We start from the raw sequence: 25,462 nt of genomic DNA on the forward strand, positions 1-25,462 counted from the left end.
CCAGCTTTGAATGGGAAGTTCTTGAAAGCCGTCCGACGAAAGTCGGGCGGCTTTTTTCTTTTCCTGCTTTCACGAACAGGGTTCCTGGATCTGCGCTGAGCCGGGCACTTGCGATGGGTGCCTCAGCAAGGTGAATTGAGCCACGGCGAGACCGTGCAGTCTGCGGCCGAGTCTCGGGCTGGGCCGCAACCCCCGGGGAACCACCTCTTGGGCATGCGGCTTGCTCTGCTAGCATCGTTTGAACACGTGCCCTGCTGAATGATTGCCTTCGTACTGCGTCGCCTCATCCAGGCCGTGATCGTCATGGTCGCGGTCGCTTTCATCGCCTTTCTCCTGTTCCAGTACGTGGGCGATCCAGTGGTGTTCCTGCTCGGGCAGGATGCAACGCCCGATCAGATCCGGGAACTCCGTGTCGGCCTTGGGCTGGACAAGCCCTTCTTCGTGCAGTTCTGGCACTTCCTGGTCAACGCCTCGCAAGGCGAGTTCGGTCTGAGCCTGCGGCAGGGCAGCAAGGTCTCGCGCCTGATCGGCGAGCGCTTCCCGGCAACGCTCGAGCTGTCACTGGTCGCCGCCTTCCTGGCGCTGGTGGTCGGCATCCCGATGGGGGTCTATACAGCGCTGCGGCGGGGCACCTTCATGAGCCAAGTGTTCATGATGATCTCGCTGCTCGGCGTCTCGCTGCCCACTTTCCTGATCGGCATCCTGCTGATCCTGGTCTTTGCCGTGCTGCTCGGCTGGTTTCCCAGCTTCGGACGCGGCGAGACCGTGCAACTGGGCTGGTGGAGCACCGGCCTGCTGCGCGCCGACGGCTGGATGCACATCGTGCTGCCGGCCATCACGCTCGCCATCTTCCAACTCACGCTGATCATGCGGCTCGTGCGCGCCGAAATGCTGGAGGTGCTGCGCACCGACTACATCAAGTTCGCCCGGGCACGAGGCCTGTCGGACCGCGCCATCCATTTCGGCCATGCACTTAAGAACACGCTGGTGCCCGTCATGACCATCACCGGCCTTCAACTCGGCGGCCTGATCGCCTTCGCCATCATCACCGAGTCGGTCTTTCAGTGGCCGGGCATGGGCCTGCTCTTCATCCAGGCCGTGACCTTCGCCGACATTCCGGTGATGGCCGCCTACCTGTGCCTGATTGCACTCATTTTCGTGGTCATCAACCTGGTCGTGGACCTCCTGTATTTCGTGGTCGATCCGCGGCTGCGCATCGGAAGGGCAGGAGGGCATTGATGGCGGACAGCAATCCCCGCTTCCAGGCTTCGGGACGCGCCTTCGCGCACATCGCGCGCTTCCATCCCGAGATCACCGCATTCCGGCGCGACCTGCACGCGCACCCCGAGCTCGGCTTCGAGGAAATCTACACCTCCGGCCGCGTGCAGGAGTCGCTTCGGGCCTGCGGCGTCGACGAGATCCACCCCGGCATCGGCAGGACCGGCGTGGTCGGCGTGATTCACGGCCGCTCCACAGCCAGCGGCCGCATGATCGGCCTGCGCGCCGATATGGACGCGCTGCCGATGTGCGAGGAGAACGATTTCAATTGGCGCTCCGCGAAGAAGGGCCTGATGCATGGTTGCGGCCATGACGGCCACACGGCCATGCTAATCGGCGCCGCGCGCTACCTCGCCGAGACCCGCGACTTCGACGGCACCGCCGTGCTGATCTTCCAGCCTGGCGAGGAAGGCTTCGCCGGCGCGCGCGCAATGATCGAAGACGGTTTGTTCGACCGCTTCCCTGTCAGCTCCGTCTACGCGATGCACAACTGGCCCGGCCTGCCCGCGGGTACCGTGGGCATCAACCGTGGCGCCATGATGGCGGCGGCCGACCGCATCACCATCGAGATCACGGGAAAGGGTGGCCACGGTGCGCACGCGTACCTCACCGTCGACCCCGTGCTCGTGTCCGCCCACATCATCACGGCGGTGCAGAGCATCGTCTCTCGCAACGTGCGGCCCATTGACGCCGCGGTGATCAGCATCTGCGCAGTCCAGGCTGGCGACACCGGCGCCATGAGCGTGGTGCCCGGCAAGGCGACACTGGTGGGCACCGTGCGCACCTTCAGCATCCGTGTGCAGGCGCAAGTCGAGCAACGGCTGGTGGAGCTGTGCTCCGCGGTGGCGGCCGGCTTCGGCGCCACGGCGCAGGTCAGGTTCGAGCGTATCTATCCCGCCACCATCAACACCGCACCGGAGGCCCTGTTCGCCGGCGACGTCGCGCAGTCCCTGGTGGGCGCGCACAACGTCGAGCGCAACATGGAGCCGAGCATGGGCGCCGAGGACTTCTCCTTCATGCTGCAGAAAAAGGCCGGCGCCTACCTGCGCATCGGCCAGGACGCCCGCGGCGGCGCCTTCCTGCACAACAGCCGCTACGACTTCAACGACGAGATCCTGCCGCTCGGCGCCGCATTGCATGCCGGCCTGATCGAGCAGGGCATGCCCCTGGATGCCGTGGACCGGCCCGCCAAGAGCGCGGCTGCATCGGTAGCGTCCTGAATCTTTCCAACCCGAGGAGTGCTTCCATGAACCTGAAAAACAAGCTGGCTGCGATGGCCGTCATGTCTGCATTGGGCACGCTCTGCCTGTCGGTGGACGCGCAAACCATCCGTGTCGCGAATCAAGGGGATGCGCTGTCGCTCGATCCGCACTCGCTCAACGAGTCGCTGCAGCTCTCGGTCGATCTCAACGTGTACGACGCGCTCACCGATCGCAACAAGGACCTGAGCCTTGCGCCCTCGCTGGCCACCTCCTGGCGGCAGACGTCGCCGACGGTCTGGCGCTTCGAACTGCGCAAGAACGTCAAGTTTCACGACGGCACGCCCTTCACCGCGGATGACGTGCTCTTCAGCATCACGCGTGCTGCCGGCGACGGCTCGGACGTGAAGGCCAAGGTGAACGACATCAAGGACGTGCGCAAGGTCAACGATTACGCGGTCGACATCGAGACCAAGGGGCCGTTCCCGATCCTGCCCGACGTGCTGTCGGACCTCGCGATCATGAGCAAGAAGTGGTGCGAGGAGAACAAGGCAGAGAAGCCTGTCGATCGCCGCAAGGGCATCGAGAACACCGCCTCGTTCAAGGCCAACGGCACCGGGCCTTTCCGCGTGCGCGAACGCCAGCCCAATGTGCGCACGGTGTTCGTGCGCAACGGCACCTATTGGGGCAAGATCGACGGCAATGTGCAGGAGGTGATCTTCACCCCCATCGCCAATCCGGCGACACGCGTGGCGGCGCTGGTGTCGGGCGAGATCGACGTGATGGAGCCGGTGCCGGTGCAGGACATCGCCCGCATCAATGCCAGCCCGAATGCGCAGGTGGTGGTCGGCCCCGAGCTCCGCACCATCTTCCTGGGCATGGACCAGAAGCGCGATGAGCTGCTGTACTCGAGCGTCAAGGGCAAGAACCCCTTCAAGGACAAGCGCGTTCGCCAGGCCTTCTACCAGGCCATCGACATCAACGGCATCCAGCGCACCGTCATGCGCGGCGCCTCGCGGCCCACGGCCCTGATGGTCGGGCCCGGCATCAATGGCTGGACTGCCGAGCAAGACAAGCGACTGCCTTACGACGTGGACGCCGCCAAGAAGTTGCTGTCCGATGCCGGCTATCCGAACGGCTTCGAGGTGACGATGAACTGCCCCAACGACCGCTACGTCAACGACGCGCAAATCTGCCAGGCGGTCGCCGCCAACCTGGCACGCATCGGCGTCAAGATCAACCTCGCGGCCGAGACCAAGGGCACGTATTTCCCCAAGATCCTGCGCCGCGACACCAGCTTCTACTTGCTCGGCTGGACGCCGACCACCTACGACGCGCACAACGCGCTGGACGCGCTGATGCGCTGCCCCGACGACAAGACGGGCGACGGCCAGTTCAATCTCGGCTCGTACTGCAACCCCAAGCTCGACGAACTGATCGGAAAGATCAAGTCGAGCACCGACAAGAACGAGCGCATGGCAATGATCAAGGAAGCCTTCACGATCCACGCGGACGATATCGGGCACCTGCCGTTGCACCAGCAGTCACTGGCCTGGGGCGTGAGCAAGAAGGTCGCGCTGACGCAGCGGGCCGACAACTTCATGCCCTTCAAGTGGATGAGCATCCAGGCGCCCGCCAAGCCTTGAAGCTTGACGCCCCATGACTTCGAGGGGCCTGCGATGCAGGCCCGCTCTTCAGGCTCCCGATGAAAAAAACACTGGCTCGCTGGCTCGACAGCGACGTCGGCCACAGCTTCCGCACTTCGCCGGTCGCATTGCTCGCGGCGTCGATCGCCTTCGTCTGCATCTTCTGTTCGGTCTTCGCCGGATGGGTATCACCGCACAACCCTTTCGACCTGGCCGCGCTCGAGCTCGGCGATGCACGCCTGCCGCCCGCCTGGGCGGCCGGAGGCACGAGCAAGTACCTGCTGGGCACCGACGACCAGGGACGCGACATCCTCTCGGCGCTGATCTACGGCGCCCGCATCTCGCTGGTCGTCGGCGTGGTCTCGGTGGTGCTGTCGGTGCTCATCGGCGTGCTGCTGGGCCTGCTGGCCGGCTTCTGGGGCGGATGGCTCGACGCCTTCCTGATGCGCGTGTGCGACGTGATGCTGTCCTTCCCGCCCATTCTGGTGGCGCTGCTGATCGCCGGCGTCGGGCGCGCGCTGTTCCCCAACGCGCACGACACGGTGGCCTTCGGCGTGCTGATCATCTCGATCTCGCTCACCGGATGGGTGCAGTACGCGCGCACGGTGCGTGGCTCGACCCTGGTCGAGCGCAACAAGGAGTACGTGATGGCGGCGCGCGTGACCGGCGTCGCGCCGCTTCGCATCATGCGCCGCCACGTGCTGCCCAATGTGCTGGGCCCGGTGCTGGTGCTGGCCACCATCCAGGTCGCGACCGCGATCATCACCGAGGCGACGCTGTCCTTCCTGGGCGTCGGCGTGCCGCCCACCTCGCCCTCGCTGGGCACCCTCATCCGGGTCGGCAACGACTATCTGTTCTCGGGCGAATGGTGGATCACCGTCTTCCCCGGCTTGATGCTGGTCCTGATCGCATTGAGCGTGAACCTCCTGGGCGACTGGCTGCGCGATGCCCTCAATCCGCGGCTGCGCTGAAGACAGGGAGCACACCGAATGAGTCTTCTGCAAGTCCGAAACCTGATGGTCGAGTTCCCGCATCGTCGCGGCACGCTGCGGGCGCTGGACGACATCAGCTTCGAGATCGCGCCGGGCGAGATCCTCGGCGTGGTGGGCGAATCGGGCGCGGGCAAGTCCCTCACGGGCGCGGCCATCATCGGCCTCCTGGAGCCGCCCGGGCGGGTGGCCGCCGGCCAGATCCTGCTGGAAGGCCAGCGTATCGACAACCTGGGCCACGAGGCCATGCGCCACATCCGCGGGCGCAAGATCGGCGCCATCTTCCAGGACCCACTGACCTCGCTCAATCCGCTCTACACCATCGGCCGGCAGTTGACCGAGACCATCCGCACCCACCTGCCCGTGAGCGAGCAGGAGGCGCGTCGCCGCGCGATCGGCCTCCTGCAGGACACCGGCATTCCCGGCGCCGCGCAGCGCATCGACCACTACCCGCACCAGTTCTCCGGCGGCATGCGCCAGCGGGTGGTGATCGCCCTGGCGCTAGCCGCGGAGCCCAAGCTGATCGTGGCCGACGAGCCGACCACCGCACTGGACGTCTCGATCCAGGCGCAGATCATCACGCTGCTCAAGCGCATCTGCAAAGAGCGCGGCGCGGCGGTGATGCTGATCACCCACGACATGGGCGTGATTGCCGAGACCTGCGACCGCGTGGCCGTGATGTACGCGGGCCGCATTGCCGAGATCGGCCCCGTGCAGGAGGTGATCCACCAGCCCGCCCATCCCTACACCTCGGGATTGATGGCCGCCATCCCCGACATGACGATGGACCGCGAACGCCTCAACCAGATCGACGGCGCCATGCCGCGCCTGAACGCCATTCCGCCCGGCTGTGCCTACAACCCGCGCTGCCCGCGCGTCTTCGACCGCTGCCTGGTCGAGCGGCCCGACCTGCTCAATGCCGGCGCGACCCGGGCCGCGTGCTGGCTGCACGATGCACACAGCCTGAGCTCGACGGCGGGGATCGCCGCATGAGCCGCAGGCCCGCTCCCGAGGGGAATCGCACCGTCGCAGACGGCGAAGGTACTCCAGTGAAGCGCATGCGCCGCAGGGCCGACGCCGTTGCGACGGCGAGTGCCGCAACGCGATGCGCGGAGGTGATCGCATGAATGCCCTGGTGCAGGCCAATGATCTGGCCAAGGTCTTCGACGTCTCCCCGCCCTGGCTCAACCGCGTGCTCGAACGCAAGCCGCGGCTGCTGCTGCACGCGGTGGATGGCGTGAGCTTCTCCATCGAGCGCGGCAAGACACTGGCCCTGGTCGGCGAATCCGGATGCGGAAAGAGCACCGTCGCGCGCCTGCTCGTCGGCCTGTACGAGCCCACGCGCGGCGGCATGCACTTCGATGGCCAGGACGCCCATGCCGCCTTCAAGAGTGCGGGGGGGCGCAAGCTGCGCCGGCGCATCCAGATGATCTTCCAGGACCCCTACGCCAGCCTCAACCCCCGCTGGCTGGTGCAGGACATCGTCGGTGAGCCCTTGCGCGAGCACGAGATCCTGAAAGAGGGGCCGGCGCTCAAGACCCGGGTGGGCGAGTTGCTGCAGTCCGTCGGCCTGAGCCCGCTGGACATGGCCAAGTACCCCCACCAGTTCTCCGGGGGTCAGCGCCAGCGCATCTCCATCGCCCGCGCCCTGGCCACCCAGCCGGAGTTCCTGGTGTGCGACGAGCCCACCTCCGCCCTCGACGTGAGCGTACAGGCCCAGGTGCTCAACATCATGAAGGACCTGCAGCGCGAGCGCGGCCTGACCTATCTCTTCATCTCCCACAACCTTGCCGTGGTGCGCCACGTGGCCGACCAGGTCGGCGTGATGTATCTCGGGCGCCTGGTGGAGGTGGCGGACAAAGCGAAGCTCTTCGTGTCGCCGCAGCACCCCTACACCCGCATGCTGCTGGCGGCGATCCCGAAGATGAAGCACGCCGGCGAGGCGCGCACCCCGGTGCAGGGCGAGGTCCCCAACCCGCTCGACCCGCCCACCGGCTGCACGTTCCATCCGCGCTGCCCGCATGCCAACGCGCGCTGCGTGGCGGAGCGCCCGCCGCTGCAGATGCTGCGCGGCATTCAGGTGGCATGCCACGCAGTGGAGGAGGGGCGGATCTGAAGACGGGCATCCGTGCGCGAAGGGCGCGAAAGAATGCGTGCTTCGCGCCCCCTTCGCGCCCTCTGCGTACGGCGTCCGTATCTACTGCTCTTCGCTCCAGGCGAACCCATCGCGCGCAATCATGGCGCTCGATGCACTCGGCCCCCACGTGCCCGCCGCATACGGGCGGGGCGGGCCATCTGCGGCCCAGCTGTCGATCAGCGGCTCGACCCAGCGCCAGGCTTCTTCCTGCTCGTCGCTGCGCACGAAGAGATTGAGCCGGCCGTCGATCACGTCCAGCAGCAGGCGCTCGTAGGCGCCCACGCGCTCGGAGCCGAAGCGCTTGTCGAAGTCGAGGTCCAGTTGCACCGGCGCCAGCTGCGGACCGGCGTAGCGGTGGCCGTTGCTGCTGCGTTGGCGGCCGTCCTGCGCCTGCGCGAGCATGTGCAGCTCCAGGCCGTCCCGGGGTTGCAGGTTGATCACCAGCTTGTTGAAGGCATTGGTCGGCGCCCGGAAGATCGCATGCGGCGTCGGCTTGAAGTTGACCGCGATGTGGGCATCGCGCGACGCCAGCCGCTTGCCGGTGCGGATGTAAAGCGGCACGCCGGCCCAGCGCCAGTTGGCGATCTCGGTGCGCAGCGCGACGAAGGTCTCGGTGCGGCTGTCCGGGTCCACGCCGGACTCCTCGCGGTAGCCCGGCACGCGCTGGCCGTAGGCCGTGCCGGCGGTGTACTGGCCGCGGATCGCGTGCAGCCCGATCGATTCGGCCGTCCATGGCTTGAGCGCGCGCAGCACCTTGAGCTTCTCGTCGCGGATGGCGTCGGCATGAGCGTTGATCGGCGGCTCCATTCCGATCGCGCAGACCAGCTGCAGCGCATGGTTCTGCACCATGTCGCGCAGCGCGCCGGTCTGGTCGTAGAAGGCGCCGCGCTTCTCGACGCCCAGGTCCTCGGCGATCGTGATCTCGATGTTGGCGATGTGCTCGCGGCGCCAGATAGGCTCGAACAGCGCATTGCCGAAGCGCATCGCGAACAGGTTCTGCACCGAGGGCTTGCCCAGGTAGTGGTCGATGCGGAACACCTGGTGCTCGGCCAGGACCTTGCACACGGCCTTGTTGATGGCGCGGTTGGAGGCCAGGTCGTGGCCCAGCGGCTTCTCGAGCACCACCCGCGTCTTCGGGCCGTTGAGCCCGGCTGCGGCAATCTGCTCCACCACCTGCGTGAAGAGGGCCGGCGCCGTGGCGAGGTACATCACGACCGTGCCCGCGTCGCGCTGCTTGAGCAGGCCGGCGAGCTTGGCATAGTCCTGCGCCTTCGACAGGTCCATGCGCAGGTAGTACAGCATGGCGGCGAACTTCTTGAACTCCTCCGGCGTCGGCCGCTTGGCGCCCTCGACCGCGGCGAAGCGCGACTGGATCAGCTCTCGGTACCCGTCGTCGGACAGTTCGTCGCGCGCCACGCCGATGATGCGGCCGTCCTCGGGCAGGCTGCCGTGCCGGAAGGCCTGAAACAATGCCGGCATCAGCTTGCGCCATGCAAGGTCGCCGGTGCCGCCAAAGAGGACGAGATCGAAACTCATGAATGAACCTGTGTTGTCGTAGTGATGTTCCGTGCTTGAAAGCCCGCCTGCGAATGTTAACGGACGCTGTCGCGCCGGCGACTTCGCTTAAGCTTCGGGCCGGTCCCCGGGGACCTTTTTCTTTTTGAACGAGCAGGCATGAAGAACGTTGTGTTCGATCTCGGCGCGGTGCTGCTGAGCTGGGAGCCGGTATCGCTGGTGCATGCGGTGCTGGCGCCCCACACGCCCACGGCGCAGGCGGCGCACGCCCTGGCGCGCGAGATGTTCCACCACGAGGACTGGCTGGGCTTCGACCGCGGCACGCACAGCCTGGAGGACGCCATCGGCCGCATGGCGCTGCGCCTGTCGCTGCCGGTGGAGCGGCTCAACAGCATGCTCGCGCCGATGGGCGAGCGCCTCGAACCCATCGCCGTGACCTTGGAGCTGCTGGACGCGCTGTGCGAGCGCCGCGATGCCGGCGAGCCGCTGCGGCTCTATTACCTGTCCAACATGCCCGCGCCCTATGCGCGGGTGCTCGAGCAGCGGCACGCCTTCCTGCGCTGGTTCGACGGCGGCATCTTCTCGGGCGACGTGCGCATGCTCAAACCGCAGCCCGAGATCTACCAGCTGCTCGCGACGCGCCATGGCCTCGAGGCATCCGAGACCGTGTTCATCGACGACTCGGCCGCCAATGTGGCGGCAGCGCGGGCGCTGGGTTGGCAGGCCATCCACTGCGAGGCGCCGAGCGCGCTGCCGGCGCAGCTCGCGGCTTACCTGCCGGTGCGTTCGATCTTGTCGACCTCGAAGCCCAGCGAACGCGCGTAGTCCAGTTCGGCCTCCAGCGCAGCGTCGTCCAGCCGCGGTTCGCGCGACAGCACCCACAGGCAGCGGCGGTCCGGCGTGCCGACCAGGGCCACCTGGTAATCCCGGTCGAGCCGGAGGATCCAGTAATCGCCCCAGGCCAGCGGCAACCAGCGCAGCCATTCCGGGGCGAAGGATACTTCGAGCCGGCCGGCACCGGGCTGCCCGGCGACCGGTGCGACGCGCGCCACGCCGGCCGATTCCTCGAAGCGGCCGCTCGGCAGCCTGCAGCGGTTGAGCACGTGCAGGCCGCTGCCGTCCTCCATCAGCGTGTATTCGGCCGTGACCGGACCGGCGCAGCCTTTCTCGAAGCGGTTGGGCAGGCGCGCCTGCTCGTGCCACAGGCCCGCATAGCGCTGCAGGTCCACCGGCGCGACCACCTGCAGCGGCGCGCGCATGAGCGGCGCCCCATCGGCCGGGCCGGCCAGGCGTGCGCTGCGGGAAGCGCGGACGGTATTGAACGCCAGCAAGGTCAGCACGCCGCCGACGCAGAAGGCCGTGGCGAGGGTGCCGATCGAGGCGCTGTGGACGCGGTCGTCGAAGACGACGCGGGTTCCCGATTCGGGCAGTGGACGGCGGGGCATGGGCATTCCTTCGATTCGGTCGAAGTCCGAACGTAGCCGGGGGCGTTCGCCGGCTCCGTCAGCCAGGGACCACACGAACTGTAGTTTTGCGGCGGGATAATGGCCGCATGAACCAACTCGATGCACTCCGACAGTGGACCACCGTGGTGGCCGACACCGGCGATTTCCGCCAGCTGGCCCAGTTCAAGCCCCAGGACGCGACGACGAATCCCTCGCTCATCCTCAAGGCGGTGCAGAAAGCCGAGTACCGGCCCCTGCTCGACGAGGCGGTGAAGAAGCACGGCAGCCTCGCGACGGACGAGATCATCGACCGCTTGCTGGTGCGCTTCGGTACCGAGATCCTCTCGCTCATTCCGGGGCGCGTCTCGACCGAGGTGGACGCGCGGCTCAGCTTCGACACGGCGGCTACCGTTGCAAGGGCCGAGCGCATCGTGGCGCTCTACCGTGCCGCGGACATCGACACCGAAAAGCGCGTGCTGATCAAGATCGCCGCCACCTGGGAAGGCATCGAGGCGGCGCGCCGGCTGGAGCAGAAGGGCATCCACACCAACCTGACGCTGCTCTTCTCCTTCGCACAGGCGGTGGCCTGCGGCGCGGCGGGCGTGCAGCTGATCTCGCCCTTCGTCGGCCGCATCTACGACTGGCATAAGAAGGCAGCCGGAAGCGCCTGGGACGAAGCAGCCCGCGCCGGCGCCAACGACCCCGGCGTCAGGTCGGTGCGTCAGATCTTCGACTACTACAAGAAGCACGGCATCCGGACCGAGGTGATGGGCGCGAGCTTCCGCAACATGGGCCAGATCGCAGCGCTGGCGGGTTGCGACCTGCTGACCATCAGCCCCGAGCTCCTGGCCGAGCTCGCTGCCAGCGAGGCACCGCTGGCGCATGCGCTGGACGCCGACGCTGCGCAGGCCCTCGACATCCCGAAGCTGGTGCTGGACGAGCCGGCCTTCCGCTTCGCGCTCAATGAGGACGCGATGGCCACGGAGAAACTGGCCGAGGGCATCCGCGCCTTCGCGGCCGACGCGGTCAAGCTGGAAACCTTGATGGAGGAGGTCGCATGACGCGAACACGCTGCGATCGCACGCCGGCATGGGGCCGGCTTCAGGCGCACTACGAGGCGGCGGGTCGCAATTTCGACCTCCGCCAGGCTTTTGCCGCCGATGCGCAGCGCTTCGGCGCTTTCAGCCAGTCGGCGCCGCATCTCTTCGCCGATCTGTCCAAGAACCTGATCGACGCGAAGACCGAGGACCTGCTCCTGGCGCTGGCCCGCGAGACCGGACTCGAAGCCCATCGCGACGCGATGTTCGCCGGCGAGCACATCAATGCGACCGAGGACCGCGCCGTGCTCCACACCCTGCTGCGCGCACCGGCTTCGATGAACGTGCCGCCATCCCTCGCGGGTGAGCTGGCCCAGGTGCACGCCACGCTCGACGCCATGCTGGCCTATGCCGAGCAGGTGCGCACCGACCACACCATCACCGACGTGGTCAACATCGGCATCGGCGGTTCGGACCTCGGGCCCCAAATGGCCGTGCGCGCCCTCGATGCCTACGTGGCGCCTGGCAAGCGCTTTCATTTCGTTTCCAACGTGGATGGCCACGAGCTCGCCGGCGTGCTGCGGGGGCTGGCGCCCGAACACACGTTGTTCCTGGTGGCCTCCAAGACCTTCACCACGGCAGAGACCATGGCCAACGCGCATTCGGCCAAACGCTGGTTCGAGCAGTCCGGCAACGTCGACATCGCCCACCATTTCGCCGCGCTCACCACCAACGTCGAAGCCGCGCGCGCCTTCGGCATCGAGACCACCTTCGGCTTCTGGGACTGGGTGGGCGGACGTTATTCGCTGTGGTCCTCCATCGGCCTGCCGATCGCGCTGGCCATCGGGGCCGAGGGCTTCCGCCGTCTCCTGGCCGGGGCCCACGCGATGGACGAGCATTTCCGCAGCGCCCCGCTCGCCCGGAACCTGCCGGTGCGACTGGGGCTGCTCGATGTCTGGTACCGCAACTTCCATGGCTTCACGAGCCGCAGCATTGCGCCCTATCACAGCGCGCTGCAACGTCTGCCGGCCTACCTGCAACAGCTGGAGATGGAGAGCAACGGCAAGCAGGTCGACGCCAGCGGCGCCACGCTGCCGCTGGGCACCTCGCCGGTGCTGTGGGGCGAGCCCGGCACCAACGGGCAGCATGCCTATTTCCAGATGCTGCACCAGGGCACGGACGTGATTCCGCTGGAGTTTCTCGCCGTGCGCGAGCCCGCGCACGACCTGGAGGGCCACCATTCCAAGCTGCTGGCCAATGCGCTCGCGCAGGCGCAGGCGCTGATGATCGGCCAGCAAGATGCCGGCGGGCACCGCAACTTCCCGGGCAACCGGCCCAGCAGCTTCTTCGTCTTCGACCAGCTGAACCCGGAGGCGCTGGGGGCCTTCCTCGCGATGTACGAGCACCGGGTGTTCACCAGCGGCGCGCTCTGGGGCATCAACAGCTTCGACCAGTGGGGCGTGGAACTCGGCAAGGTGCTGGCCAAGGACATCGAGCCGCGGCTGGCCTCCGGCGACACGGCCGGCCTGGACGCCTCCACGGCCGGCCTGCTGGCCCGGCTGCGCTAGCGCATCGTCATCAAGAGCTGGTGGACCCCCCCTATGATGGCCGCGGGAGTTTTCCCGTGGGAACTATCTAGAGGAGTTGTTCGATGAATTTTCAAGAAGCCGTCAAGACCTGCTTCAGCAAATACGTGGACTTCAGCGGCCGCGCCTCGCGGTCCGAGTATTGGTGGTTCGTGCTGGCTTACGTGATCACCGCGATCGTGGCCGGCTTCATTCACCAGGTCGTCTACGGCCTCGTCGTTCTCGCCTTCCTGCTGCCGCTGCTGGCGGCCGGCGCGCGCCGGCTGCACGACATCGGCAAGAGCGGGTGGTGGCTGTTGCTGGGCCTGATCCCGCTCGTGAACCTGGTGCTGTTGTACTTCACCGTGCAGCCGAGCCAGACCGACAGCAATGAATACGGCGCACCGCCTCTCGCGACAGCCTGAGCCTTTCGGGCGGCCCCAAATAAAAAAACCCCGCGGTTTGCGCCGCGGGGTTTTTGTTGGCGAAAGCGCCGGGCCTTCTTACATGCCCATGCCGCCCATGCCACCCATGCCGCCCATGTCGGGCATGCCGCCGCCGGCAGGCGCTTCGTCCTTCGGCGCTTCGGCGACCATGGCTTCGGTCGTCAGCAGCAGCGAGGCCACGGAAGCAGCATTCTGCAGTGCGGTGCGGGTGACCTTCGTCGGGTCCAGGATGCCCAGCTCGAGCATGTCGCCATAGGTGTCGTTCTGCGCATTGAAGCCGTAGTTGCCCTTGCCGGCCAGCACCGCGTTCACCACCACGCTGGCTTCGCCGCCGGCGTTGAACACGATCTCGCGCAGCGGCGCTTCGATGGCCTTGAGCACCAGGCGGATGCCGGCGTCCTGGTCAGCGTTGTCGCCCTTGAGCTTGTCGCCCACGGCTTGCTTGGCACGCAGCAGCGCCACGCCGCCGCCGGCCACCACGCCTTCTTCCACCGCAGCGCGGGTGGCGTGCAGGGCGTCTTCGACGCGGGCCTTCTTTTCCTTCATCTCGACTTCAGTGGCGGCACCGACCTTGATCACTGCCACGCCGCCGGCCAGCTTGGCCACGCGCTCTTGCAGCTTCTCGCGGTCGTAGTCGCTGGTGGCTTCCTCGATCTGCACGCGGATCTGCTTCACGCGGGCTTCGATATCGCCTGCAGCGCCGGCGCCGTCGATGATGATGGTGTTTTCCTTGCCCACTTCGATGCGCTTGGCCTGGCCCAGGTCAGCCAGCGTCACCTTCTCGAGCGTCAGGCCCACTTCTTCGGCGATGACCTTGCCGCCCGTCAGGATGGCGATGTCTTCCAGCATGGCCTTGCGGCGGTCGCCGAAGCCGGGCGCCTTGACGGCCACGACCTTCAGGATGCCGCGGATGGTGTTCACCACCAGCGTGGCCAGGGCTTCACCTTCGACTTCTTCCGCGATGATCAGCAGCGGGCGGCCAGCCTTGGCGACTTGTTCCAGCGTCGGCAGCAGGTCGCGGATGTTGCTGATCTTCTTGTCGAACAGCAGCACGAACGGGTTCTCGAGAATCGCGCTCTGCTTGTCGGGGTTGTTGATGAAGTAGGGCGACAGGTAGCCGCGGTCGAACTGCATGCCTTCGACGACTTCCAGCTCGCTGTCCAGCGACTTGCCGTCTTCGACGGTGATCACGCCTTCCTTGCCGACCTTGTCCATCGCGTCAGCGATGATCTTGCCGATCGTCTCGTCGCTGTTGGCCGAAATAGAGCCGACCTGCGCGATTTCCTTCGAGGTGGTGGTGGCCTTCGAGGCCTTCTTCAGCTCCTCGACCAGCGAGGTGACCGCCTTGTCGATGCCGCGCTTCAGGTCCATCGGGTTCATGCCGGCGGCCACGTACTTGAAGCCTTCGCGCACGATGGCCTGGGCCAGCACGGTCGCGGTGGTGGTGCCGTCACCGGCGTTGTCCGAGGTCTTGGAGGCCACTTCCTTCACGAGCTGGGCGCCCATGTTCTGGAGCTTGTCCTTGAGTTCGATTTCCTTGGCGACCGACACGCCGTCCTTGGTGACGGTGGGAGCGCCGAAGGAGCGCTCGAGCACCACGTTGCGGCCCTTGGGGCCCAGGGTGACCTTGACCGCGTTGGCCAGGATGTTCACGCCTTCGACCATGCGGGCGCGGGCTTCGCCGCCGAAGACTACGTCTTTTGCTGCCATGAGATTTCTCCGAAAAAATGTTGACTAGTCAGTGGAGGACGGAGCGGGCCAGCGCTTTGCGCTGGCCGCGTCCATCCCACAAGATCACTTCGCTTCGACGACTGCGAACAGGTCGTCTTCCTTCATGACCAGAAGCTCGTCGCCATCGACCTTGACGGTCTGGCCGCTGTACTTGCCGAACAGGACGCGGTCGCCGACCTTGACGCTCATCGCGGCCAGATCGCCCTTGTCGGTCTTCTTGCCAGGACCGACCGCCAGCACTTCACCCTGGTCGGGCTTCTCGGCGGCGTTGTCGGGGATCACGATGCCCGAGGCGGTCTTGGTTTCGCTTTCAATGCGCTTGACGATCACGCGATCGTGCAAAGGACGAAGTTTCATTGCATCTCCTGGATAAGAAACGGGGGGGTCGGTTCGAGCGGCGACCTGCGGCCGACTGCTCAGCCACTGGAAGGGTGTTGTTAGCACTCCTGTCCAGCGAGTGCTAATCATAAGGGCAAATCTGACGCTTTCAAGCGGGAAAGGCGCCTTCGCTCTCGCTTTTCAACTTACCTGGAATTTCTTGTCGCCCGGGTCGCGACGATCTCGCCGACCTCGGCGCAGATCCATGCGCGCGAGCGTACGCGCGCGAAAACGCGGCGGCGCTACCGAAGCCGGCGCGCCGGGCCACGGACTTGACGGTGTCGCCGGCCTGAAGTTGGCGACGTGCCAAGGTCATGCGCCAAGCCGTGAGATAGGCCATGGGGGTCGTGCCGACCACCGCGTGGAACAACGCCATGAAGTGACTGCGGGACATTCCGGCCTGCATGGCGAGGTCGTCGACCCTCCAGGCGCGCGACGGCATGTCGTGGATCGAGACCAGGGCTCGATGCAGCGACGGATGGGCAAGCGCTGCAAGCAGGCCCGACTCGGTTGTGCCCGAATCAATTGCCCTTCTCAGCACCATCAGCACGATCACCTCGGCCAGCCGGTCCAGTGCGGCGGTACGCCCGCACCGGCTGCCGAAGGCTTCGGCCAGGAAAGCAGCCACGGTGGCCCGAAGCGCAGGCACCTCATCCAGTTGGATCGAGACCTCCTCTGGCATCGCATTCATCAACGGGTTCGTGTCATTGTCGAATTCGACCTGCACGGCGACCAGCCCGTCCTGCGGAAATCGGTCGAACCCTTCCGATCGGAAAACCACCCGGCCCAAGCGCCCGTCTGCCGTGCCGGCGACGACGAGCGCCGGCCCTCTCGCCACCATCGGCAGTGGGACGACCGTGGCCGCCAGCTTGAAGGTCTGAACGAAGGCCGTGAGCCGGTCGACCTTTCGACTCGATTGCGGATTCTGGATCATGTACTGTGGAGCATTGATTCCCCAAAGTATGAAATCCTCGGCGCTCATCTGCAACTTTGCGACCCACGCTGAGGGACATTCAATGCTCATTCCCCGACAACCAGCTCCCGCGCTGGCGCTCGACACGCTGGAGCACGGCCGTTTCGACCTCGCTGAAGAACGTCCGAACTTCATGACGCTCGTCTGCTTCTACAGAGGGCTGCACTGCCCGATCTGTGCCAACTACCTGAAGGAACTGGAGCGGCAGACCGCTGCATTCGCGCAGCGCGGCGTTACCACCATCGCCATCAGTTCAGACGAAGAACCGCGCGCCCGGGCCATGGCAGAAAAGGTGGGCGCCAAGGACCTGCGCATTGGATGGGGCCTGAGCCTGGCCGACGCGAGGAAATGGGGGCTCTACATTTCCGCATCTCGGGGCAAGACGTCCATTGGCATCGAGGAACCGGCCCTGTTTTCGGAACCTGGTGTGTTCCTGGTCCAACCCGACCGCACCATCTACTACTTGTCCGTGCAGTCGATGCCATTCGTGCGCCCGAACTTCGGGGAGATGGTCCAGGCTATTGATTTCATCATCAAGAACGACTATCCGGCACGTGGCGAGTATGTCGGCGCTGTGTGAACCACAGCTTGCAAGGGGCAAGTGGCGCAGGCCCGGAGAGCGGCAAGTCGAGCCGCAGCTCCGAAGCCCGCCAACGATCAGTGACGGCAGCGCTTACTGCCAATGGCCATTGATCCACACCCAATCGTTGCCTGCGAAGTTCCAGTAGCCCGGCACCCAACGTGCACCCGACTGTGGCGGCGACGGTGGCGTTTCTTCGCGCATGGGCGGCATGGCGCGTATGGTGCCGGTTCGCCATTGGCCGGACTCCCACTGCCAGCCGCCGTTGCGCCAGACGTAGTGCCCAGGCACCCAGCTATAGCCGCTGGGGGCGGGAGCGGGCGGCACCGTCTCTTGCGGAGGCGGCGGTGGCTGGACGATCGCGACGCGTTCGACCACGGTCGATTGCGGCTGCACGATGGGTTGTTCGCGCACGACTTCGTGGGTGACGCGGGTGGAGCATGCGGCAAGGACCGTGGCCGCTGCGGCAAGACCGATGACGTTCAAGATGGCTTTCATGAAGACCTCCAGTAGTGCATCCGCACACAAGACAGGGTTTGTCGCCCCGTCCAGCCGACCAGTCGGTGCGTTCGAGACGATGCGGTAGGACGCTGGCCGCAGTCGGCGAAGGACATCTTCTGGCCGGGGTTTCTCCTACGAATCGCTACCGTTTTTGCCCACTGTCACGGTCACCGACGCGAACGACACTCACGAGTTCGAGCATCGCAAAGGAACTCAAATGAAACTGCATCAACGGCTTGTTGCCCCCGCGCTCATTGCAATCTTTCTGGGTGCCAGCATGGTGCCCTCGGTTTACGCCGCCGGCGGCGGCGGTGGTGGCGGGGGAGGTGGCGGAGCGGGCGCAGGCAGCGGTTCCGGCGGCGGAGCTGGAAGCGGCACCGGGGGTGCGGCTGGAGCCAGCGCTGCTTCCGGAAACGGCCCTGGAAACTCTGCAAGCTCCAATGCCAGCGCCACCGGCTCGGCCAACGCCGCCACGCCTGCGACACCCGCAACCCCAGCGACGCCGGCCAGCCCTGCCACGGCAACCACGCCAGCAGTTCCTGCCACACCGGCCACACCGGCAACGCCCGCAACGCCGTCGGCCGCATCGACGAAGAAATAGCCTGGCATCGCGCCCTGGGCCCCTGCCTCGGTTCAGCTATCGGCCTCGGGATGAACGAACCGTCATCCCACCTTCCGCTGCATTCCCCGCGCCGTCGCCACCACCACGGCCCGCAGCGACTGCACCATCGGATGCCCTTCCAGCTCCTTCAGCGTGAAGAAGCTCACCGGAGGTAGGTTCCAGCTCAGGCGATACGGCAGCGCTGCCCAGTGTCCGGCCTGTTCCATCTCGGCCACCACATCGCGCGCCAGGATGGAAATCGCGTTCGGCTCCGTTCGCAGCACTGTCTCCATGCTGCGGATGGAGGTCGTCTCTAGCATCGGCACCGGGGGCTGCACGCCGGCGCCGACGAAGATCGCGTTGTAGGTCCGGCGCATCGGCGTGTTCGGCGGCGGCAGGATCCAGTCGAGTTCGGCCAGCCGCGCCCAGTCCAGGGGGCCGCGCGACAGCCGCTTGACGCTCTTCGCAGCCACCACCAGGCAGGGCTCCTGCTCGTGGATCGCCTCTTGCACCAGGCCCGTCGCATCGCCGTCGTAAGAGCGTCCGATCGCGCAATCGAGCTCGCGCGCGACGAGGCCGGCGACGAGTTCGTCCGTCGTCCCCTCGCGCGTCATCACGGCCATGCGTGGCGTCCGGTCCAGCAGATGCGTGAGCGCCGCGGACAGGAGCCGCTGCGGGACCTGCTGCGTCAGCCCCAGGCGCAGGCGTCCGCTGCGGCCGGCCTCCAGCGACGTGAGCACGCGCGTGGTGGCCTCCAGTTCCGCAAGCCAGCGCTGCGCATAGCGAAGCACCGCCTCACCCGCCGGCGTGGGCACCAAGCCACGGCTGGTGCGCTCGAAGAGCCTGCCGCCGAAGATATCTTCCACCTCGCGCAGCGCCTTCGTGATCGCCGGTTGGCTGAGGCGCATCTCGGCGGCCACGCGCCCCAGGGTTCGATGCCGGTCGACGGCTTGAAGCAGCGAGAGCTGGCGCAGCCGCAAGCGGGTGAGCAGCGCGTGCTGCAGGTCGGCGGCGGGGTCTCGTGCGGTCGGCAAGGCCATAACTCCACGGTTATCGGGTCATCAGAATTTAGTCGAAATTGGTGAATTGCGGCGCCTAGACTTTCTCCATGCCCGCAGCCACCGCATCGACGCTCACGGCCCTCGTGGCCAACTTCCTGGACGTGCTCGCCGAGGCACCCAGCGCCGACGCTGCACTGCGCCAGGTCGACCTCGTCCGGCGCGTGATCGCCGGCGGCGGCATCTTCAGCATCCAGCAGAACGTGACCACGGAGTGCGACCCGGCCGACGAAATCCGCCTCTGCCGCTTCTACTCGTCCGAAGGCGGGCGCTACCCGGTCAACGGCACCAAGCGCAAGACGCTCACGCCGTGGACCGAATGCATCTTCCTGCGGGGCCGCGTGTTCGTCGGCGAGGGCAAGGAAGCGCTGGCGCGCCATTTCGACGACTTCGAGGACATGCGCATTCATGGCTTGCAGAGCGTGGTCAACGTGCCGCTGCTCCAGGGCGGGCTCTGCTACGCGACCTTCAACGTCTTCGGCACGCGCCCGCAGTGGCTGCCGCACGAAATCCTTGGCATCCGCCTGCTGGCCCTGGCGGCGGCGCGCTGGGTGCCGGCTGCGCCCGGCCTGGCGTACCGCTTCACGGCCGCGTCCCTCACTTCGCCCCTGGAGGCTTGACCATGCAAAGCAAAGTCCCTGTCGTGATCGTCGGGGGTGGCCCGGTGGGCCTCTCGATGGCGATCCTGCTGCAGCGCTTCGGCATCGATTTCGTGCTGCTCGAACGCAGTCCGACGACCACCGATCATCCGAAGGCGCGCGGCACCTACACCCGCACCATGGAGATCTTCCGCCAGTGGGGCATCGACGGCCTCATGAAGCGCCACGCGCTGCCCGACGGCGCCGACTTCTTCGCCTTCTGCGAATCCATGACAGGGCACGAGTGGGGCCGCACCAACCCCGAGCCGAACATCGGCCACTCGCCGTGCTGGAAGATCATCCAGTCGCAGGACACCGTCGAACTCGAGCTGCTGGCTCATGCACGCAAGAGCGAGCTCGGCCGCATTTTGTATGGCCACGAGTTCTTGCACTATGACGAAGGTGCGATCGGCATCGCCGTGACCAGCCGCCAGCTCGACACCGGCGAGACCACCACCTGGCAGGCCCAGTACCTGATCGCCGCGGACGGCGCCGCCAGCGCGGTGCGTCGGCAGGCAGACATCGAGATGCGCGGCCCGGCGACCTTGGCGGTGATGGCCAACGAGTTCTGGCAGGCCGACCTCTCGCACGTGCGCGATGCCGCCACCTGCGCCGGCTGGCGTGTGTACGCGAAGGATTCGCCGTACCCGATCACCACCGTGCTCAACACCAACGGCAAGGACCGGTGGCTGAACCTCCTGCCCGTGGGCCGCGAGACGGACGAGCGCGTCGGCGAGCGAACCGACGACGAGGTGGTGCGGCTCGCCCGCACCGTCGCCGGCGTGCCCAACCTCGAGGTCAAGGTCATCAACCGCTCGGTGTGGCGCATGAGCCGACAGGTCGCCGCGCGCTTCCGCAAGGGCCGCGTGCTCCTGGTGGGCGACTCGGCGCATCGCTTTCCGCCGAACGGCGGCTACGGCATGAACTCCGGCATCCAGGACGCGCACAACCTCGCATGGAAGCTGGCCTTCGTGCTGACGGGGCGCGCCGGCCCGCGCCTGTTGGACAGCTACGAACGCGAGCGCCGCCCCGTCGCCGAGTCGAACGCCGACTTCAGCCTGCACAACGCGGCGCGCTTCGTCCAGTGCGACGAGGCGCTGCGTTCCGGCAACGCGGACCGGATCGACTTCTGGATCCGCGACAGCGACAACCACATCCACAGCATCGGGCAGTCCTTGGGCTTCTGCTATGAAGACGGCGCGGTGATCGACGATGGGACCGGCCGGCACGTGATGCGGGCGCGCTGGTACGAGCCCACCGATCGGCCCGGTGCGCGCTTTCCGCATCTCTGGCTGGACCGGGCGCGCCGCCACACCACCCTCGACTGGTTCGACAAGGCGTTCGTGCTGGTCGCGGGGCCGAAGGCCGATGCGTGGATGGAGGCGGCGCATGCCGTTTCCGGCCGGAACGGGCGCGTCGTGCAGGCACGCCAGCTGGAGGACTCGCACGAGAAGGACGGCCTCCTGCTCGGCCTGCGCGGCGCAGTGCTCGTGCGGCCGGACGGGCACGTCGCCTTCCGCATGCCATGGACGCCCCCGGACCCCGCGGCCGAGCTGTCCGCCGTGCTCGCCAGGCTGCTGGATTGATGCCATGCCCGTCAACGCACTGCATCACTTCACGATCCGCTGCACGCCGGACGAGCTGCCGCCGCTGGTCGACTTCTACACGCGCGTGATGCGCCTGCAGGCCGGCGCGCGGCCGGAGATCCCCGCGCCCGGCGCCTGGCTCTATGCGGACGGCCAGCCGATCGTGCATCTGTATGCGCACCTTGCAAGGCCTGACGCGGCGATGCAGCCAGCCACCGGCCACGTGGACCACATTTCGTTCCGCGCGCGAGGCCTGAGGGAGATGCGCGAGCACCTCGCGGCGCTGGGCGTGCCGTTCAGCGAGGCGCCGATTCCGGGCTGGGGTATCCATCAGCTGTTCCTGCACGACCCCCGGGGACTGAAGATCGAGATGACCTTCTGGATGAGCGAGGAAGAAGGGGGCGCGCCATGACCGACTTCGTGCAGGCCGGCGAGGTGCGCGTCGCCTTCGACCGCGAAGGCAGCGGCCCGGCGCTGCTGCTGATGCACGGCGCGGAGGCCACGCGCCAGATGTTCCGCGCGCTGGTGCCCTGCCTCGCCAGGCGCTTCACCGTGATCTCCTATGACCAGCGCGATTGCGGCGAGACGGAGGGCCCCGAGCGCACTGCGACGCTGGTCGACCTGGCGAACGACGCGCACCGCCTGATCAAGGCGCTGGGGCTCAAGCGGGCGCATGTGTTCGGCTCGTCGTTCGGCGGGCGGGTGGCGCAGGCCCTGGCGCTGCTTCATCCCCGTTCGGTCGACCGACTGGTGCTGGCCAGCACCTGGCCGCTGCCCCGGCCCTACGAAGAGCTGTGTCCGGACGGGCGCCGCCTGGCCGAGTTGCGGCGCGGCCTGCCGGCGACAGCGGAGGAACTGGCGACCTGGTTCTTCCCCGAAGCCTTCCTGCAGCAGCGGCCGGAGCTGCGGCGCGTGTTCGCGGATGCGAGACCGGCGTCGTCGCGATCCGCACGGCGTGCCGCGACCGTGGCGACGACGCTGGAGAAAGGCGTGGCCGACATCGTTGCGCCGACCCTCGTGCTGGCCGGCGAGCTCGATCGCGTGGTGCCGCCCACGGTGACGCTGGCGATGGCGGGCCGCATCCGCGGCGCCGACGCGGTGCTGCTGCCGGCCATCGGCCATGTGACGGCGATGCAGGCGCCGGAGGTGCTGGCGCGCCACGTGGTTCGCTTCCTCGACCCTGCAGGAGACAAGGCATGAACACGATCCTCACGGCCGCAGTTGCTGCGGGGCGGCCCCAACCCGGCTTTCACCGGTCGGGGGAGGGAGCAGGACCCAGGTCCGACTACATCCGCATCGAGAAACTGTCGAAGCTCTTTGGTGGCGGCGGCGAAGGCGTGCTCGCCCTGAAGGACATCGACTGCACCATCGGCCAGGGCAGCTTCGTCACCATCGTCGGCCCCAGCGGCTGCGGCAAGAGCACGCTGCTGCGCATCCTGGCCGGGCTGCTCGACTACGACGCCGGCAGCGTGGTGCTCGATGGCCAGCCGATCCGCGGCACGCGGCGCGACGTCGGGGTCGTGTTCCAGAGCTCCATCCTGCTGCCCTGGCGCACCATCCTCGAGAACGTGATGCTGCCGGCCGAAGTGCTCGGCCTGAACAGCAAGCAGGCGCGCGAGCGCGCCATGCAGTTGTTGCACATGGTCCGCCTCGACGGCTTCGAGCACAAGCTGCCGCGCCAACTGAGCGGCGGCATGCAGCAGCGCGCCTCGATCGCGCGGGCGCTGCTGCACGACCCCAAGATCCTGCTGATGGACGAGCCCTTCGGCGCGTTGGACGCGATGACCCGCGAGCGCATGAACCTCGAGCTTCAGCGCATCTGGATGGAAAGCGGCAAGACCGTGGTGCTGATCACGCACTCCATTCCCGAGGCCGTGTTCCTCGGTGACAAGGTCTTCGTGATGTCGCCCCGCCCGGGCACGCTGGAGCGCGTGCTGCACATCGACCTGCCGCGCCCGAGAACGATGGAAGTGATGTCGCATCCGGCGTTCGCGTCGGCCTCCGCTTCGATCCGCGAGCGCTTCTCGCATGCCGCTTCGTTCGACTGAAAGGGTGCCCGCCATGACGACCGCCATGTTCACCGCTCCCGCCGCCGCGCAGCCCGGCGACGCCACCGCCCGGCCGATCACGGCGCGGCGCCCGCGCCGTGCGAACCCGCTCGCATCCGCCCGCGTGCAATCCCTCCTGCTGCTGATCACGCTGCTCGGCGCGTGGGAGGGGGCCGTGCGCCTCTTCAAGGTGCCCAGGCACCTGGTCCCGCCGGTCAGCGACATCGGCGTCGCGCTGTGGCGCGGCCTCGCCGCCGGCCCGATGGCGAAGGACGGCTTCTGGTACCACGGCGGGGTCACGCTCGCCGAGATCCTGCTGGGCTTCTTCGTCGGCGGCGGCATCGGCCTGGCGATCGGCATCGTGGTCTCGCAGATGCCGAAGCTGGAGGCGCTGCTGGAGCCTTACGTGGCCGCGCTGCAGAGCGTGCCCAAGGTGGCCGTGGCGCCGATCATCGTGGTGTGGCTGGGCTTCGGCATCGGCTCCAAGGTGGTGATCATCTGCCTGCTCACCTTCTTTCCCGTGCTGGTGACCAGCATCGCCGGCTTCAAGGCGGTGGACCCGGACCGCATCGACCTGCTGCGCTCGCTGTCGGCCACGCCTTGGCAGATCTTCCGCAAGGCCAGGTTCCCGAGCGCGCTGCCCTACATCTTTGCCGGCTTGAACATGGCCGCCGCCTTCAGCGTGGTCGGCGCCGTGGTGGGCGAGTTCGTCGGCGCGCAGGCCGGCCTGGGCGTGCTGATCCTGCAGATGGAGGCACAGGCCGACACCGGCGGCAGCTTCGCGGTGTGCGTCGTGCTCTCGCTCATCGGCATCCTGCTGACGAGCCTGCTGCGCCGCGTGCAGCGGCGGGTGCTGCACTGGATGCCCGCGGACAGCGCGCAACGCACCGTGAACGCCTGATCGCCCCGTGATGCGGCGGGCGCTTCCAGCCGCACGACCTGAACGCTTGGAGTGGACCATGTTGACACGACGTGATTTCGGACGGGGCCTCGGTGCCCTCGGGCTGGCCGGCGGCTTGCCGGCTCTGGCGCAGAAGCTGCGCGTGATGAAGGTGGCGAACACCGCGGCGGTCAACGACCCGCAGCAGTGTTTCGTCACCGCCGGCCAGCATCCCAAGCTCGACTTCTACAAGCCCGCCGGCGTGGACGTGGAGTACGTCAACATGTCGAGCATGACGCAGGCGCTGCAAAGCCTGCGCGGCGGGCACGTGGATTTCGGTCCGGCCGTGCCCGGCATCCTGCTGCCGGCAATGGCCAAGGACCCGACGCTGGACCTGGTGAGCGTTTACAAGTGGCTGCCGCGCAATGCCAACGTGATCGTGGTGAAGCCGGGCAGCCCGATCAAGACCGCGGCCGACCTGGCCGGCAAGCGCATCGGCGTGCGCAGCCAGGGCGACAGCGGCATCGTCATCACCAAGACCATGCTCGCCGAGCTCGGACTGAAGGACGACACGTGCGAGTACATCGCCATCGGCGACGGCGCGCCCGCCGGCGCGGCGATCGACAACGACCGCGTCGATGCGATGGTGGCCTTCGACACCGCGGCGGCCCGCATCGAACTCGTCGGCACCGCGCTGCGCTATGTGCCCCTCACGCCGAAGTTCGCCCAGGTGGGATCGGGCTGGATCTGCGTGCCGCGCGAGCTGCTGAAGAAGGAGCGCAAGAACCTGGTGGCGCTGTTCCAGGGCATCGCCAAGTCCACCCTCTTCGCGCACCACAACCTCGATGCCGGCATCGATCTGCACTGGGCCGTGTACCCCGAGAGCAAGCCCAAGGGCCGCACCGAGGAAGAGGCGCGCAAGGAGCTCGTCTTCATCCTCAAGGACCGCAAGAACAGCTGGATGCGGCGCCCCGACGACCCGGACCAGCGCATGGGCGCGTCCTCGCTGGCCGAATGGAGGGCCAACATCGAGATGAGCGCCGACAGCAGCAAGAACCCCAGGCTGCCCGAGGCGTTGGGCGATCCGAACCGTCTGTTCTCCAACGAACTGATCGACGACATCAACGCCTTCGACAAGCGGGCGGTGGTGGAGATGGCGAAAGCCTTCAGGCTGTAGCCGTCCCGGCAGGCGCGCCGCGCCGGGCCGGCCTTGCGACCGCGGAGATCGCCC

Annotated in this window: 25 protein-coding genes; 18 read left to right on the plus strand and 7 right to left on the minus strand. The window is 67.1% G+C overall.

Going from position 1 to position 25,462, the window contains the following annotated elements; translation table 11 throughout:
• Positions 1-258: 258 nt before the first annotated feature.
• The 6 genes from J2739_RS09645 to J2739_RS09670 all read left to right on the plus strand — a co-directional run bounded on the left by J2739_RS09645 (position 259) and on the right by J2739_RS09670 (position 7,228).
• Positions 259-1,239, plus strand: coding sequence for an ABC transporter permease (locus tag J2739_RS09645; protein ID WP_309900895.1), 981 nt, complete (start codon positions 259-261; stop codon positions 1,237-1,239).
• Positions 1,239-2,498 carry a M20 aminoacylase family protein gene (locus tag J2739_RS09650; RefSeq protein ID WP_309900897.1) on the plus strand — a complete coding sequence of 420 codons (1,260 nt, stop codon included), beginning with the start codon at positions 1,239-1,241 and terminating at the stop codon, positions 2,496-2,498. The genes J2739_RS09645 and J2739_RS09650 overlap by 1 nt, the downstream gene beginning before the upstream one ends.
• A 26-nt stretch (positions 2,499-2,524) precedes the next feature.
• A complete protein-coding gene (locus J2739_RS09655; RefSeq protein WP_309900900.1) occupies positions 2,525-4,123 on the plus strand; it encodes an ABC transporter substrate-binding protein in 1,599 nt (532 codons plus the stop codon).
• Between the two features lie 59 nt (positions 4,124-4,182).
• Complete coding sequence (locus J2739_RS09660; protein WP_309900902.1) at positions 4,183-5,094, plus strand: ABC transporter permease; 912 nt, start codon at positions 4,183-4,185, stop codon at positions 5,092-5,094.
• A gap of 18 nt (positions 5,095-5,112) precedes the next feature.
• Positions 5,113-6,105, plus strand: coding sequence for an ABC transporter ATP-binding protein (locus J2739_RS09665; RefSeq protein ID WP_309900903.1), 993 nt, complete (start codon positions 5,113-5,115; stop codon positions 6,103-6,105).
• Between the two features lie 130 nt (positions 6,106-6,235).
• Positions 6,236-7,228, plus strand: coding sequence for an ABC transporter ATP-binding protein (locus J2739_RS09670; RefSeq protein WP_309900905.1), 993 nt, complete (start codon positions 6,236-6,238; stop codon positions 7,226-7,228).
• Positions 7,229-7,309: 81 nt separating this feature from the next.
• Here J2739_RS09670 and zwf read toward each other — a convergent pair whose 3' ends face one another.
• Complete coding sequence (gene zwf / locus J2739_RS09675; RefSeq protein ID WP_309900908.1) at positions 7,310-8,785, minus strand: glucose-6-phosphate dehydrogenase; 1,476 nt, start codon at positions 8,783-8,785, stop codon at positions 7,310-7,312.
• 138 nt (positions 8,786-8,923) lie between these two features.
• On the opposite strand from zwf, the gene J2739_RS09680 reads away from it, so the two are divergent.
• Positions 8,924-9,589, plus strand: coding sequence for an HAD-IA family hydrolase (locus J2739_RS09680; protein WP_309900910.1), 666 nt, complete (start codon positions 8,924-8,926; stop codon positions 9,587-9,589).
• On the opposite strand, the gene J2739_RS09685 is transcribed toward J2739_RS09680, so the two are convergent.
• Entirely contained in the window at positions 9,535-10,209 is a 675-nt protein-coding gene (locus J2739_RS09685) for a lipocalin family protein (RefSeq protein ID WP_309900912.1), read from the minus strand. The two genes, J2739_RS09680 and J2739_RS09685, sit on opposite strands and share 55 nt — an antisense overlap.
• Before the next feature lie 107 nt (positions 10,210-10,316).
• On the opposite strand from J2739_RS09685, the gene tal reads away from it, so the two are divergent.
• From tal to J2739_RS09700, 3 genes are all read left to right on the plus strand, one after another.
• Positions 10,317-11,270 carry a transaldolase gene (gene tal / locus J2739_RS09690; protein ID WP_309900914.1) on the plus strand — a complete coding sequence of 318 codons (954 nt, stop codon included), beginning with the start codon at positions 10,317-10,319 and terminating at the stop codon, positions 11,268-11,270.
• A complete protein-coding gene (pgi, locus tag J2739_RS09695) occupies positions 11,267-12,814 on the plus strand; it encodes a glucose-6-phosphate isomerase (RefSeq protein WP_309900916.1) in 1,548 nt (515 codons plus the stop codon). Before tal ends, pgi begins: the two co-directional genes overlap by 4 nt.
• A gap of 83 nt (positions 12,815-12,897) precedes the next feature.
• Positions 12,898-13,236 carry a DUF805 domain-containing protein gene (locus tag J2739_RS09700; protein WP_309900918.1) on the plus strand — a complete coding sequence of 113 codons (339 nt, stop codon included), beginning with the start codon at positions 12,898-12,900 and terminating at the stop codon, positions 13,234-13,236.
• A gap of 78 nt (positions 13,237-13,314) precedes the next feature.
• Here J2739_RS09700 and groL read toward each other — a convergent pair whose 3' ends face one another.
• The 3 genes from groL to J2739_RS09715 form a co-directional block, all read right to left on the minus strand.
• Positions 13,315-14,967 (minus strand): chaperonin GroEL, encoded by a 1,653-nt coding sequence (gene groL / locus J2739_RS09705; protein WP_309900920.1) that lies wholly within the window; start codon positions 14,965-14,967, stop codon positions 13,315-13,317.
• An 84-nt stretch (positions 14,968-15,051) separates the two neighbouring features.
• Complete coding sequence (groES, locus tag J2739_RS09710; RefSeq protein WP_309900922.1) at positions 15,052-15,345, minus strand: co-chaperone GroES; 294 nt, start codon at positions 15,343-15,345, stop codon at positions 15,052-15,054.
• Between the two features lie 130 nt (positions 15,346-15,475).
• Positions 15,476-16,348, minus strand: coding sequence for an AraC family transcriptional regulator (locus tag J2739_RS09715; protein ID WP_309900924.1), 873 nt, complete (start codon positions 16,346-16,348; stop codon positions 15,476-15,478).
• A 34-nt stretch (positions 16,349-16,382) separates the two neighbouring features.
• Between J2739_RS09715 and J2739_RS09720 the strand changes: the two genes are divergently transcribed.
• Positions 16,383-16,919, plus strand: coding sequence for a peroxiredoxin-like family protein (locus tag J2739_RS09720; protein ID WP_309900926.1), 537 nt, complete (start codon positions 16,383-16,385; stop codon positions 16,917-16,919).
• Positions 16,920-17,012: 93 nt separating this feature from the next.
• On the opposite strand, the gene J2739_RS09725 is transcribed toward J2739_RS09720, so the two are convergent.
• Positions 17,013-17,417 carry a hypothetical protein gene (locus J2739_RS09725; protein WP_309900928.1) on the minus strand — a complete coding sequence of 135 codons (405 nt, stop codon included), beginning with the start codon at positions 17,415-17,417 and terminating at the stop codon, positions 17,013-17,015.
• Between the two features lie 666 nt (positions 17,418-18,083).
• Complete coding sequence (locus J2739_RS09730) at positions 18,084-19,055, minus strand: LysR family transcriptional regulator (protein ID WP_309900930.1); 972 nt, start codon at positions 19,053-19,055, stop codon at positions 18,084-18,086.
• A gap of 74 nt (positions 19,056-19,129) precedes the next feature.
• Between J2739_RS09730 and J2739_RS09735 the strand changes: the two genes are divergently transcribed.
• The 7 genes from J2739_RS09735 to J2739_RS09765 are packed head-to-tail and all read left to right on the plus strand — an operon-like array spanning position 19,130 to position 25,408.
• Complete coding sequence (locus J2739_RS09735) at positions 19,130-19,699, plus strand: GAF domain-containing protein (protein ID WP_309900932.1); 570 nt, start codon at positions 19,130-19,132, stop codon at positions 19,697-19,699.
• 2 nt (positions 19,700-19,701) lie between these two features.
• Positions 19,702-21,303 (plus strand): FAD-dependent monooxygenase, encoded by a 1,602-nt coding sequence (locus J2739_RS09740; protein ID WP_309900934.1) that lies wholly within the window; start codon positions 19,702-19,704, stop codon positions 21,301-21,303.
• 4 nt (positions 21,304-21,307) lie between these two features.
• Entirely contained in the window at positions 21,308-21,715 is a 408-nt protein-coding gene (locus J2739_RS09745) for a VOC family protein (protein ID WP_309900936.1), read from the plus strand.
• Entirely contained in the window at positions 21,712-22,503 is a 792-nt protein-coding gene (locus J2739_RS09750) for an alpha/beta fold hydrolase (RefSeq protein ID WP_309900938.1), read from the plus strand. The genes J2739_RS09745 and J2739_RS09750 overlap by 4 nt, the downstream gene beginning before the upstream one ends.
• Positions 22,500-23,351 (plus strand): ABC transporter ATP-binding protein, encoded by an 852-nt coding sequence (locus J2739_RS09755; protein WP_309900940.1) that lies wholly within the window; start codon positions 22,500-22,502, stop codon positions 23,349-23,351. The genes J2739_RS09750 and J2739_RS09755 overlap by 4 nt, the downstream gene beginning before the upstream one ends.
• Before the next feature lie 13 nt (positions 23,352-23,364).
• Positions 23,365-24,252 (plus strand): ABC transporter permease, encoded by an 888-nt coding sequence (locus J2739_RS09760; RefSeq protein ID WP_309900942.1) that lies wholly within the window; start codon positions 23,365-23,367, stop codon positions 24,250-24,252.
• Positions 24,253-24,310: 58 nt separating this feature from the next.
• Positions 24,311-25,408 carry an ABC transporter substrate-binding protein gene (locus J2739_RS09765; protein ID WP_309900944.1) on the plus strand — a complete coding sequence of 366 codons (1,098 nt, stop codon included), beginning with the start codon at positions 24,311-24,313 and terminating at the stop codon, positions 25,406-25,408.
• The last annotated feature ends 54 nt before the right edge of the window (positions 25,409-25,462 follow it).

It is taken from the genome of Variovorax soli (assembly GCF_031454625.1).
Lineage (GTDB): Bacteria > Pseudomonadota > Gammaproteobacteria > Burkholderiales > Burkholderiaceae_C > Variovorax > Variovorax soli_A.